The 13,021-nt window shown below is 66.9% G+C and carries 11 protein-coding genes; 6 read left to right on the top strand and 5 right to left on the bottom strand.

The features are described 5' to 3' along the window. The first annotated feature begins 97 nt into the window (after nt 1–97). Nucleotides 98–1,180: a tartrate dehydrogenase gene (locus tag GD429_RS28845; RefSeq protein ID WP_152862100.1), complete on the top strand. Its 1,083-nt coding sequence runs from the start codon at nt 98–100 to the stop codon at nt 1,178–1,180. A 212-nt stretch (nt 1,181–1,392) separates the two neighbouring features. Then, complete coding sequence (locus tag GD429_RS28850) at nt 1,393–2,703, top strand: MFS transporter (protein WP_152862102.1); 1,311 nt, start codon at nt 1,393–1,395, stop codon at nt 2,701–2,703. A gap of 91 nt (nt 2,704–2,794) precedes the next feature. On the opposite strand, the gene GD429_RS28855 is transcribed toward GD429_RS28850, so the two are convergent. The 5 genes from GD429_RS28855 to GD429_RS28875 form a co-directional block, all read right to left on the bottom strand. Beyond that, on the bottom strand, nt 2,795–3,091 hold the full coding sequence (locus tag GD429_RS28855) for a hypothetical protein (protein WP_152862104.1): 297 nt from the start codon (nt 3,089–3,091) through the stop codon (nt 2,795–2,797). A 97-nt stretch (nt 3,092–3,188) separates the two neighbouring features. After that, nucleotides 3,189–3,686 (bottom strand): shikimate kinase, encoded by a 498-nt coding sequence (locus tag GD429_RS28860; RefSeq protein WP_152862106.1) that lies wholly within the window; start codon nt 3,684–3,686, stop codon nt 3,189–3,191. Nucleotides 3,687–3,903: 217 nt separating this feature from the next. Continuing rightward, entirely contained in the window at nt 3,904–5,238 is a 1,335-nt protein-coding gene (argG, locus tag GD429_RS28865; RefSeq protein ID WP_105389664.1) for an argininosuccinate synthase, read from the bottom strand. A 329-nt stretch (nt 5,239–5,567) separates the two neighbouring features. Next, on the bottom strand, nt 5,568–6,638 hold the full coding sequence (locus GD429_RS28870; RefSeq protein ID WP_152862108.1) for an FUSC family protein: 1,071 nt from the start codon (nt 6,636–6,638) through the stop codon (nt 5,568–5,570). A 155-nt stretch (nt 6,639–6,793) separates the two neighbouring features. Further along, nucleotides 6,794–8,341 (bottom strand): sensor domain-containing diguanylate cyclase, encoded by a 1,548-nt coding sequence (locus GD429_RS28875; protein ID WP_152862118.1) that lies wholly within the window; start codon nt 8,339–8,341, stop codon nt 6,794–6,796. A gap of 587 nt (nt 8,342–8,928) precedes the next feature. Between GD429_RS28875 and GD429_RS28880 the strand changes: the two genes are divergently transcribed. The 4 genes from GD429_RS28880 (at nt 8,929) to GD429_RS28895 (ending at nt 13,007) form a co-directional block, all read left to right on the top strand. Next, a complete protein-coding gene (locus tag GD429_RS28880) occupies nt 8,929–10,476 on the top strand; it encodes an amino acid permease (RefSeq protein WP_152862120.1) in 1,548 nt (515 codons plus the stop codon). Nucleotides 10,477–10,738: 262 nt separating this feature from the next. Then, nucleotides 10,739–10,984: a DUF3717 domain-containing protein gene (locus GD429_RS28885; RefSeq protein ID WP_096474969.1), complete on the top strand. Its 246-nt coding sequence runs from the start codon at nt 10,739–10,741 to the stop codon at nt 10,982–10,984. A 181-nt stretch (nt 10,985–11,165) separates the two neighbouring features. After that, nucleotides 11,166–12,083: a LysR family transcriptional regulator gene (locus tag GD429_RS28890; protein ID WP_096474968.1), complete on the top strand. Its 918-nt coding sequence runs from the start codon at nt 11,166–11,168 to the stop codon at nt 12,081–12,083. Nucleotides 12,084–12,191: 108 nt separating this feature from the next. Then, entirely contained in the window at nt 12,192–13,007 is an 816-nt protein-coding gene (locus GD429_RS28895; RefSeq protein WP_152862122.1) for an alpha/beta fold hydrolase, read from the top strand. Nucleotides 13,008–13,021 lie beyond the last annotated feature (14 nt).

Genomic DNA, 13,021 nt, shown 5'->3' on the forward strand with positions numbered 1-13,021 from the left:
TGAATCGAAGTTAAAGATGCTTTGATTCTAGCGCCGGTTCCTGCACTCCTGGTTCGGTAAAGTGCGTTCACGCTCACGATCAATCGAGGATGTCCGCATGAAGACCTACCGTATCGCAACGATTCCCGGCGACGGCATCGGCAAGGAAGTGGTGCCGGCCGGCAAGCAGGTGCTGGAAGCGCTGGCCCGCGGCAGCGATCGTTTCGCGTTCGAGTTCGAGGATTTCGACTGGGGCGCCGATTACTACCGCCTGCATGGCGCGATGATGCCGGCCGACGGTCTCGACGCGCTGCGCGGCAAGGACGCGATCCTGTTCGGCTCGGCGGGCGACCCCGACGTGCCCGATCACGTCACGCTGTGGGGGCTGCGCCTGAAGATCTGCCAGGGCTTCGACCAGTACGCGAACGTGCGCCCGACGCGCATCCTGCCCGGCATCGACGCGCCGCTGAAGCGCTGCGGGCCGGACGACCTGAACTGGGTCATCGTCCGCGAGAACTCCGAGGGCGAGTACGCGGGCGTCGGCGGCCGCGTGCACCAGGGCCATCCGATCGAAGCCGCGACCGACGTGTCGATCCTCACGCGCACCGGCGTCGAACGCATCATGCGCTTCGCGTTCCGGCTAGCGCAGTCGCGTCCGCGCAAGCTGCTGACCGTGATCACGAAGAGCAACGCGCAGCGGCACGCAATGGTGATGTGGGACGAGATCGCGAAGCAGGTCGCGCAGGAATTCCCCGACGTCACGTGGGACAAGGAACTCGTCGACGCGGCGACCGCGCGCATGGTCAACCGGCCGGCGTCGCTCGACACGATCGTCGCGACCAACCTGCACGCGGACATCCTCAGCGATCTCGCCGCCGCGCTCGCCGGCAGCCTCGGCATCGCGCCGACCGGCAACATCGATCCCGAGCGCCGTTATCCGTCGATGTTCGAGCCGATCCACGGCTCCGCGTTCGACATCATGGGCCAGGGGCTCGCGAATCCGGTCGGCACGTTCTGGTCGGTCGTGATGCTGCTCGAGCATCTCGGCGAGGCGGAAGCCGCCGCGCGCGTGATGCAGGCGATCGAGGCCGTGACGGCCGACCCGTCGCTGCATACGCGCGACCTCGGCGGACGCGCGACAACCGCGCAGGTGACGGCGGCCGTGTGCGAGCGCGTCGCGAACGCGGCGGTCGCGGCCTGACGATCGAGGCGGCGCTGCGCATGCGCGCTTTGATGTAGCGGCGGCGCGCATGCGCAACCGGTAGCCGGCCGCCGCCAGTTCGTCATCCTACCGGTTTTTGATGCCCGCGACTCGCGCATCCGACGCGAGCCGGGCGCGGGCCCGCGCGCTTCGTCGTGGCGCCGGCGAGTATTCACGAACAGAGCACGGCTCGACCTCGAAGGAGGAGACACATGCAAGCGGATCTGGAAACCCGCGTCGCGCGGAAACTGATGTGGTGCATCATTCCGTTCGTGATGCTGCTTTACTTCGTCAGCTTTCTCGATCGCGTCAACGTCGGCTTTGCCGCGATGACGATGAACAAGGCGATCGGCCTGTCGCCGACCGCGTTCGGGTTCGGCGGCGGCCTGTTCTTCATCGGCTACTTCCTGTTCGAGGTGCCGTCCAACCTGATCCTCCATCGTGTCGGCGCACGCATCTGGATCGCGCGCGTGATGATCACGTGGGGCCTCGTGTCGGCAGTGTCCGCTTTTGCGGCCGGGCCGACGAGCTTCTACGTGCTGCGCTTCCTGCTCGGCGTGGCCGAAGCCGGGTTCTTCCCCGGCATCATCCTGTATCTCAGCCTGTGGTTCCCCGCGAAGCAGCGCGCGGTGGCCGCCGCGTGGTTCATGGCGGCCGCGCCGATCTCGACCGCGATCGGCTCGCCGCTGTCCGGCGCGATCATGCAGATGCCGCCGATGTTCGGGCTCGCCGACTGGCAGATGCTGTACATCGTCGAAGCGCTGCCGGCGGTCGTGCTTGGCTTCGTCGTGTTGAAGTGCCTGACCGATGCGCCGTCGAAGGCCGCGTGGCTGCAGCCGGACGAGCGCGACTGGCTGATCGCGAAGCTGAAGGCCGAAGCCGAGGTGCTCCACACGCATGCCGGGCATACGGCGGGCGCGTGGCAGGCGCTGCGCGATCCGCGCGTGCTGGCGCTCGCGCTGATCTACTTCGGCACGTCGGCGGGGCTGTATACGCTCGGGCTGTGGGCGCCGCTGATGGTCAAGCAGTTCGGCTTCACCGCATTGCAGACGGGCCTGCTGACCGGCATCCCGAGCGTCGCCGCGGTCGTCGCGATGATCGGGTGGGCGCGGCATTCGGATCGCACCGGCGAGCGTACGTGGCACGTGGTGATTCCGTGCGTGCTCGCGTGCATCGGCTTCGTGTTCGCGGGGCAGGCGAGCACCGCGCTCTTGACCGTGCTCGCGCTGGTCGTCGTCAACATCGGGATCAGCGCCGCGAAGGCGCCGCTGTGGGCGATGCCGAGCGCGTTCCTGTCGGGCGCCGGCGCGGCCGCGGGGATCGCGATGATCAACTCGATCGGCAATCTCGGCGGCTTCGTCGGGCCGTTCGCGATCGGCTGGCTGAAGCACGTGACGGGCGGGTATGCGGCGGGGTTTTATGTGGTGGCGGGCACGCTCGCGGTGTCGGCGGTCGTCACGCTGATGCTGAGCCGGAAGGGGGCGCGGGAGCAGGTCGTGGCGGGGGCGCGGCCGCATCATTGAAGGCGGCGCGCGTCCGCGATCATGCATTCGGACGCGCACGCTGCGCGGTCGCGACGGTGAGCGCGCGCGGATTCACCGGCCGGGGCATTGCTTACGCATGGAGCCAGAACCACAAGCCCGGAATGCAGAGCAGAAGGTGCAGCGGGATCGCGACGCGGAACGATGCTCGTGGAGGTTGGTCCGGTTTCGACGCGTCGGCCGTGAGGCAACCGATGCCGACGGCAAGCGCCAGGACGGAGACGGCGGCCATGCTTCGCAGGCCGAAGCCGAGAACGCCGACGCCCGCATAGGGATCGGTCATCGAGTTGGCGTAGCCGTAGCACATCACCATCGCGATGATTTCAATGACCGCGATCCACGCGATGATAGAGCCGCATCGTGTCGTCATGTTGTCTCCGGTGTCGTTCCCGGTTGGCGAAAAGTCCCGAGGATACACGGGACTGCGGCGAGGTTCGTCGCGACGGTGCGCGGCCGAAGCGGCAGCGTCAATGTGCTGGAAGCGCCGTGCGGCGAGCAATCTCCTCCGCACACGCATCGGCCGATGCCTTCGACGTATCGATCACGCAATCGCTGAACGCGCGCGTTGCATACCCCTCCCGATACATCTCGGCGATACGCTGCCGCTCCCAATCCGTCAGTGCGCGCGTGTCGCGATTCGAAGCCGCGACCGCTTCGGGCGGCGCGAGCGTCACGACGAACAGGCGCGCAGCGCGTGCGTCGCAGGCGGCGCGCAACCGTTCGAATTCCGCTTCGCCGATCGGATAGGCGATCACCAGATGGCGTTCGCGCGCATTCGCGATCTGCGTGACGAGACGCTCCAGCGCGATCGCCCACTGCACGTCGAACGGTGCATCTTCGGGCGCATCGTGATCGTCGCCGTCGATGAAGCGCGCGTCGGGCAGTGCGCGTGCGAGTGCGCGGCCGATCGTCGTCTTGCCGCTGTTGATCGGGCCGTTCAGGTGGGTGACGGTAAGGGCAGTCATAAGGAAAGGCGGAAGTCGAACGACTCGCAGCTTGTCATGACCGGTGCGGCGTTGCAGTGCCGTTTGCGCGAGGCACCGCGTGATGCGATTGCGGAGGGAAGGAAAAAAGCGGGGGGAGGCGGAAGGAGCGGGCAGGCTGCGTGTGCCGATCGTCACGCACGCAGCCTGCCCGGCCGTGCCGCATTCAGCGATGCGGCACGGCGTCGAACGAAGCGACTTACTTGTCGTCGCCCTTGATTTGCGGCAACGCCGACGATTCACCCGGCGTGAGCAAGCCGACTTGCGTATAAACGCGCAGCTTGTCGCGCGTATCGGTGATGTCGAGGTTGCGCATCGTCAGCTGGCCGATCCGGTCGCGCGGCGAGAACGTCGATGCCACCTTCTCCATCGACAGGCGTTCCGGCTGGTACGTGAGGTTCGGCGACTTCGTGCTCAGGATCGAGTAGTCGTTGCCGCGGCGCAGTTCGATCTTCACTTCGCCGGTGATCGCGCGGGCGACCCAGCGCTGCGCCGTTTCGCGCAGCATGATCGCCTGCGGGTCGAACCAGCGGCCCTGGTACAGCAGGCGGCCGAGACGGCGGCCGTTCTCGCGGTACTGCTCGATCGTGTCTTCGTTGTGGATGCCGGTGACGAGACGCTCGTACGCGATGTACAGCAGCGCGAGGCCCGGGGCTTCGTAGATGCCGCGGCTCTTCGCCTCGATGATCCGGTTCTCGATCTGGTCGCTCATGCCGAGGCCGTGGCGGCCGCCGATGCGGTTCGCTTCCAGCAGCAGCTCGACCTGATCCTTGAACTCGACGCCGTTCAGCGCGACCGGCTGGCCGGCTTCGAAGCGCACCGTCACTTCTTCCGCGGCGATCTTCACGTCGTCGCGCCAGAACGCGACGCCCATGATCGGGTTCACGATCTTGATGCCGCTTTCGAGGCTTTCGAGATCCTTCGCCTCATGCGTCGCGCCGAGCAGGTTCGAATCGGTCGAATACGCCTTCTCGGCCGACATCTTGTACGCAAAGCCCGCCTGGCGCATGAATTCGGACATTTCGGCGCGGCCGCCGAGCTCGTCGATGAACGTCTGGTCGAGCCACGGCTTGTAGATCTTCAGATCCGGGTTCACGAGCAGGCCGTAGCGGTAGAAGCGCTCGATGTCGTTGCCCTTGTACGTGCTGCCGTCGCCCCAGATGTTGACGCCGTCTTCCTTCATCGCGGCGACGAGCATCGTGCCCGTCACGGCGCGGCCGATCGGCGTCGTGTTGAAGTACGTGACGCCGGCCGTCGTGATGTGGAATGCGCCGCTTTGCAGCGCCGCGATGCCTTCGGCGACGAGCTGCGCGCGGCAGTCGATCAGGCGGGCGCCGGCTGCGCCGTATTCGATCGCACGCTTCGGGATCGCGTCGTAATCGTCTTCGTCGGGCTGGCCGAGGTTCGCCGTGTATGCGTACGGGACGGCGCCCTTCAGTTTCATCCAGTGCAGCGCGGCGCTGGTGTCCAGGCCGCCGGAGAAGGCGATACCGACCTTCTGGCCGGTCGGGAGGCTTTCGAGAATCGTGCTCATAGGAATTACCGTGGATTGGGTCCGGTGGGATCGTATTTCGCGGAATATGCGAGTATCGGCTGTCCGGGAAGTTGGGGCAAGGGCTGATTTTCGCGCGGATGCGTCGTCCGGCCTGTCGCGGCGGGCCCGGCAGCCGGTTAACCAGGCGGAGAACGCGGCGCGAACTGGCGCTGAATGGCGGCCCAAACGGGCTCGGACGAGCGTCGTCGCCGGCCGTGCTTCCGGGGCCGGATCGGCCGAACGGCGGGGCTGCCGCCGTCAGGATAGCGGTCCGTCAACTCGAAAGGCATATGAAAGGCTGGCGTGTGAAGCCCGGAATCCCGCGAACCTCAGATATTCCACGACTGCGCGGTGTCGAGCAGCTTCTCGCGCAACTGATCGACTTCGCCGGCCAGCTTGGCCGTGATCGACACGTAGCCGGACAGCTGCGGCGGCGGTGCGTCGTGCGGCGGGTCGGCCGGCCGGCGGCGCGGCGCGAGCCGGCTCGGCTTGCCGAACTTGAGCGCGCGGCTCGCGCCGACCAGCGTGTCGCGGATGCGCCGGTTCACGGCCTTCATCCCGACGCGCATGTATTCGCGGGCCGCCACGTCGTCGCGGGCCGGCACCGCGCTCGACAGGATCTCCAGATAGCCGATGCACAGGCGCAGGCTGCGCTGGATCGCCTCGAGCTGCGCCATCGACGTTTCGCATTCCTTCGACACCGACGGCATCAGCGAACGCAACTGCACGAGCAGCGCGCTCAGCGCGGCCATTTCCTTCAGGTGCGCGTCGTCGCCGACCTGGCGGTCGCCGGCGACCCGCGCATGCACGGCCGCGCACGCGCGCAGCGCGTCGGCGAGCTTGTAGCGCCACGAATAGGTCGCATAGAGCGGCAGCGCGAACGAGAACGCCAGCGCGATCGCGATGCCGATCAGCACGTTCACCGCGCGCCACAGGCCGTCGACGATCTCGTTGTCGCCGTGCCCGGCGACGATCACCATCGTGATCGCCGACAGCAGCGCGATATAGCCGGCCTTGCCGATCGCGTGATACGCGCAGATGCCGCAGGCAACCGCCATCAGCACGTAGATCGCGAGCGGTGCGTGCGCGGCGGAATACAGCAGGATCAGCCCGAGCCCCGCGAGCGCGCCGATCGACGTGCCGAGCGCGCGCTCGGCCGCCTTCTTGCGGATGTTGCCGTGATGCTGCAGCCCGCCGACGACGATCAGCACCGTGATCGTGGACCACTCGCCGTGCGGCACGCGCAGGCCGGTGGACAGGCCGATCGACACGAGAATCGCGAGCGCGACGCGCGCGGCATGAATCAGCTTCGCGTGCCGATAGCGACGGTACGGATCGAGCAGCGGGCGGAGCGCGTGGCGCAAGAGGGAGGGGAGCCGGGTAGGGAGCGGGGCGGTCATGACGGAGCTGGAGTGGCCGGAACGCGCACGGCGGCTTGCGCGGGGCGGCGCCGCGCCGCATGCGCAGCAGCCGTAACGCTAGCCGAACGCGCGCGGGCTGTCCACGGCGCTGCTGTCCGGCGCGGCCGGCTGCCGCATCGTGTCGCGACGACACGTCACGCCATGTCACGCCATGCGTCGGCGGAGTTCGGCTGCGCGTCCGACACGCGGTTGCGTCCGCCGGACTTCGCGCGGTACAGCGCCTCGTCGGCGCGCCGCAGCAGCGTTGCGGCGTTGGTGCGGCCGTCGGCGGCGGTCGCCGTGCCGATGCTGGCCGTGACGTTCCCGTACGGGCTCTTCACGTGCTCGATGCCGAGCTCCGCGATTGCTAGCCGGATGCCTTCGGCAACGGTCGCCGCGCCTTGCGCGTCGGTGTCGGGCAGCGTGACGACGAATTCCTCGCCGCCGTAGCGCGCGACGTGGTCGCCTTCGCGGCGCAGGCAGCGCGATGCGGATTGCGCGACGCGGCGCAGTACGTCGTCGCCGGCCGGGTGGCCGTAGTAGTCGTTGAACGCCTTGAAGTGATCGACGTCGACAAACAGCACCGACAGCGGGCGGCCGCTGCGCGCCGCACGCTGCGCCTCCTTCGCGAGCACCGTGTCGAACGTGCCGCGGTTGTCGAGGCCCGTCAGCGAATCGGTGTGCGCGAGCCGGTACAGCTTCGATTCGGCGATCTGCCGGCGCCGCAGTTCGCGCGATAGCGCCAGCGAGCCCCACGCGATGAACCCGGTGAACAGGCACATCAGCACGACGGTCCAGATTGCGCGGTGGTGCCACGACGCGTAGACGTCGATCTCGGCCGGTGCGACGTCGACGATCAGCGGCAGGCCGGGGAGATGCTTGTAAACATAGATGCGCCGCACGCCGTCGATGCTGCCGGTGCCCGCCAGCACGCCTTCGCGGCTGCGCAGCGCCGCGATGAACAGCGGCGAATTGCGCAGGTCGAGGCCGACCACGCGCGCGTCGTAAGGCAGGCGGCTCACGAGCATGCCGTTGAGCTCGGCGATCGCCGCGCTACCGTGCTTGCCGACCGCGAGGCCGTCGAGCAGAGCGCGGAAGTAGTCGATGCTGAGCGTGCCGACGACGATGCCGCCGAACGTGCCGTCGGACAGCGTGATCCGGCGGCTGAGCGCGATCGTCAGCGCGCCGCCGCGCAGCCGGGACGCATAGGGCCGGCTGATGTAGAGGCCCTGCGCGAGCCCGTTGCGGTGCACGGTGAAATAGTCGCGGTCCGCATAGTTGCCTTGCCGCGCGGGCGACGCGCTCGAATCGATCACGATATTGCCGTGCGCATCCATCACGAAAAGCGACCCGAGATACGCGCCGGTCGCCGCGCGGTCGAACAGCAGCCGGTGGCGCTGGCGCGGCGGCAATGTCATCAGTTCAGGATCGGTCACACCGTCGACGACGTTTTGCAGCGACAAATCGTAGAGTTCGATATTGCGCGAGATATCGCGTTCGATCAGCAGCATGAGGTTGCGCGCATTTTCGACCGCATGGTCATGCGCGTCGCGTCGCGCCTCGATTAAAAGCGATGTGGAAAGTCCCCAACTGAACATCAGCAGGACAATGCCCGCGACGAGCACGCCGCGGGGCGACAGAATGCGTGCCACGATCGACGCGGTATGGCGGCGCAGTGCGGCGGGCAGCAGGAATGACTTCATCCTCGGGACGGGGCAGGGCGGCGGATATTCGCTTGGTCTACGGTTCCGCGCGCTGATTATTTCGAATTAGCCCGCATTATCTCGCGAATTCCTGCAATTCGTGTGTACATGCAAAACATGCATGTGGAAGTCGCGATTCGAAACGATTACGCATCGTTACCGCATTGCGCGCGGGCAATTTGATTTGAATCAATTATCAGTTTCGGTCGTTTTGTCTGATTAATGATGTTCTGATCGGTCGATTTTTCATATCGGCGCGGTATTTGGCGGATTGAAACAGGATTGCGCGCTTGCCGGGCGGAATGAAAAGCCGAATAACCACGAATCAGATATGGTTTTTGCGCCGGCATGCGGCTGCGGCCGCGCCGGCGCAGCCAACTCGTTGATTCTGCGAAATCTCCCCGGCCGCCGCAGGCGTGTGCACCTGAGTTCCCCCTGACGAATCGGGTAGAATCCGCGCTTCGCCGCAGGCGCCCGCCGCGCAACGCGTATCGGGGTCGCATCGAATGCATCGCAGGACGCGCACCGCGCTCCGATTCCGCATGCGCCGGCTACGGATGCCGGCCCGCTCAACGTTCGTCTCGTTTATGTCCGCACTTCCGAATTCCGACCAACCCGGTTCGTCCGCGAACCCACCCACGAACCCACCCAAGCTTCATCGCGCGCTGAAGGCGCGCCACCTGACGATGATCGCCATCGGCGGCTCGATCGGCACGGGCCTGTTCGTCGCGTCCGGCGCGTCGATCTCTCAGGCCGGCCCCGGCGGCGCGATGGTCGCGTACATGCTGATCGGCCTGATGGTCTACTTCCTGATGACGAGCCTCGGCGAGATGGCCGCGTTCATGCCCGTGTCGGGTTCGTTCGCGACCTACGGCGCGAAATACGTGGACGAAGGCTTCGGCTTCGCGCTCGGCTGGAACTACTGGTACAACTGGGCCGTGACGATCGCGGTGGAGCTCGTCGCCGCGCAGCTCGTGATGCATTACTGGTTTCCGGACGTGCCGGGCGTGTGGTGGAGCGCGGCCTTCCTCGGCGTGATGTTCCTGCTCAACGCGCTCACCGTGCGCGGCTTTGGCGAAGCCGAATACTGGTTCGCGCTGATCAAGGTCGTCACCGTGGTTGCGTTCATCGGCGTCGGCCTGCTGATGATCTTCGGCATTCTGAAGGGTGCGCCGGGCAACGGCTGGGGCAACCTGACGATCGGCGACGCGCCGTTCGCGGGCGGCCTGCCCGCGCTGATGGGCGTCGCGATGATCGCGGGCTTCTCGTTCCAGGGCACCGAGCTGATCGGCGTCGCGGCCGGCGAATCGGAGCACCCGCGCACGACGATCCCGCGCGCGGTAAAGCAGATCTTCTGGCGGATCCTGCTGTTCTACGTGTTCGCGATCTTCGTGATCGGCGTGCTGATTCCTTACACCGACCCGAACCTGCTGAAGACGGACGTGACCGACATCGGCGTGAGCCCGTTTACGCTCGTGTTCCGCCACGCGGGCCTTGCATTCGCGGCCGGCGTGATGAACGCGGTGATCCTGACGGCCGTGCTGTCGGCCGGCAACTCGGGCATGTACGCGTCGACGCGGATGCTCTACAACCTCGCGACCGAAGGCCGCGCGCCGAAGGTGTTCGCGAAACTGTCGCCGGGCGGCGTGCCGCGCAATGCGCTGTATGCGACGACGGCCGTCGGCGCGCTGTGCTTCTTCACGTCGCTGTACGGCGACAAGACCGTGTACCTGTGGCTGCTGAACACGTCGGGGATGACCGGCTTCATCGCATGGCTCGGCATCGCGGTCAGTCACTACCGGTTCCGCAAGGGCTACGTGAAGCAGGGTTATGCGCTCGACCAGTTGCCGTACCAGTCGAAGTGGTTCCCGTTCGGCCCGCTGTTCGCGTTCGTGCTGTGCCTCGTGATCGCGCTCGGGCAGGATTACCAGGCGTTCCTCGCGAACCGGATCGACTGGGCCGGCGTCACCGCGACCTATGTCGGCATTCCGCTGTTCCTCGTCGTGTGGCTCGGCTTCCGGTTCCTGAACAAGAGCCGTTTCGTGCGCTACGAGGACATGGAGATCGCGCCTTGGGTCGCCGCGAGCCGCGGCGCGCAGCGGCAGTTGGTGGTGAACCGCGAAACCACGGGCTGACGCGCGTGCGGCAGGCGGCCGCGCGACGTGTGATGAAACGGGAAGCGTCGGGCTTCCCGTTTTTTTTGCCCGGCTTTTGCCTGCACGGGGTCAAAGCCGGTTATATTGCCCGACCCTACCGGGCCACGGCCCGGCCGGCGCGACAGGCGCAGCGCGGATCGGCATCCGGCGCGCACGGCGCGCGGCGGCCGGCGGCGCCCGGCGTTTTCATCGTTCCATCCGGGCCGGCATGGCCCGCGGAGCGCGCAACCCAGAGGAATCCATGAGCGCATCACCCGCCGAGCGGAAGGCCGGACCCGTTTCCATCGTGCGAATCGAAGCCGCGATCAACGCGTGGCGCGAAGTGTACCCGCCGGCACCGGACGGCGAGGACGGCTACGCGCTCGACGCCGGCAGCAATTGCCTCGCCGAGCTGTACGGCACGATGATCTGCTATCGGCTGCCGGATGTGCCGCTCGATACGCTGAGCAACGAGCAGCGTGACGCGCTGTACGCGACCGAGGTGTGATGGGCGGTCGTGACGCTGCCGCGACACGGCGGCGTCGATCGGAAACGGGAAGCTCGAGGGCTTCCCGTTTTGCTTTGGGCGGCGCGTGGCGGTGTGCGTGGAGGTTTGCGCCGCCTGCGGTATCGTGATGACATCGTCCGGCCGTGGTTTGACGTCGGATCGCTGTCCGGGAGGCATCGAAATGGAGTTGAGACACCTCCGCTACTTCGTCGCGGTTGCCGAGGAGCGGAATTTCACGCGTGCGGCCGAACGGCTGCATATCGCGCAGCCGCCGCTGAGCCGGCAGATCCAGCAGCTCGAGGAGGCGCTCGGCGTGCCGCTGTTCGAGCGCAACGCGCGGCCGCTGAAACTGACCGACGCAGGGCGCTTCTTCTATTCGCACGCGGTGCAGTTGCTCGCGCAGACCACCGAGCTCGAATCGATGACGAAGCGGGTCGGCAAGATCGAACGCAGCATGTCGGTCGGCTTCGTCGGCTCGACGTTGTACGGGATGCTGCCGAAGATCATCCGGCGCTTTCGCAGCGAATATCCGGCCGTCGAGCTGAGCCTGCACGAGATGTCGACGATGGACCAGATCAAGGCGTTGAAGGAAGGGCGCATCGACGTCGGGTTCGGGCGCATCCGCCATGAAGATCCGAGCGTGCGGCGCGTCGTGCTGCGCGAGGAGCGGATGATCGTCGCGCTGCCGGTCGGCCATCCGCTCGACGGCGCGAAGCCCGTGCTGTCGCTGCACGATCTCGTGAACGACACGCTGATCATCTTCCCGAAGGCGCCGCGCCCGAGCTATGCGGACCAGGTGCTCGCGGCCTTTCACGATCGCGCGTTGCAGCCGCGGCGGATCTACGAGACGCGCGAACTGCAGATCGCGCTCGGCCTCGTCGCAATGGGCGAGGGCGTGTCGGTCGTGCCGCACAGCGTGTACGGGCTGAAGCGCGACGACATCAGCTACAAGCCGCTCGACGATCCGAACCTCGTGTCGCCGATCATCATGAGCATGCGGATGCTCGACGAATCGGAGGACATCCGCGCGATGCAGGCGCTGATCTACCGGCTGTACGACGAAGCGCAGATGGAGTATCTGCCGCCGCAGCCCGAATGAGCGCGCGGGCGGTGGGGGCTTGCTTGACGCCGCGCGCGCCGGCGGGACAACATGCGGCATCCAATGGGGCCGCCGACGTGCGGCCGCTTTCACGCAGACGACCGACACATGACCGATAGCCTGACCGAGGAGACAATCGTCGAGACGCCGCAAGGGCGTCTCTTTGCGAAACGCTGGCGTGCTCGTCCGGTGCAAGACGCGGCGGGCGCATCCGGGCCGGCTGCACCGATCATTTTGCTGCACGATTCGCTCGGCTGCGTCGACCTGTGGCGCGACTTTCCCGCCTTGCTCGCAAACGCCACGCAACGCGACGTGATTGCCTACGACCGCCTCGGTTTCGGCCGTTCGGATCGTCATCCGGGGAAGCTCGGCACGACGTTCGTGCGCGACGAGGCCGGTCACGCGTTCGAAGCCGTGCTCGAGCAACTCGGCGTCGATGCGTTCGTCGCGTTCGGGCACAGCGTCGGCGGCGGAATGGCGGTCGGCTGCGCAGCCGTGCATCCGGAGCGTTGCCGCGCGCTCGTGACGGTCGCCGCGCAGGCGTTCGTCGAGGATCGCACGCTGGCCGGCATTCGCGACGCGGCGCTGCAGTTCGACGAACCGGGCCAGCTCGACCGGCTCGCGCGTTATCACGGCGACAAGGCCGGATGGGTACTGCGCGCGTGGGTCGATACGTGGCTGTCGCCGGCGTTTCGCGACTGGAATCTCGACGACGAGTTGCCGCGCGTGCAATGCGCGACGCTCGCGATTCACGGCGAAGACGACGAATACGGATCCGACGTGCATCCGAAGCGGATCGCCGCGCGCGTCGCGGGGCCGTCGTCGTTCCTGTTGCTTGCCGGATGCGGGCACATGCCGCACCGCGAGCGGACGGACGACGTGCTGGCCGCCGTGGCGGCGTTCCTGCGCGACGCGGGCGCTTGAGCGTCCGACAACCG

Source organism: Burkholderia sp. BE17 (genome assembly GCF_009362305.1).
Classification (GTDB): domain Bacteria; phylum Pseudomonadota; class Gammaproteobacteria; order Burkholderiales; family Burkholderiaceae; genus Burkholderia; species Burkholderia pyrrocinia_C.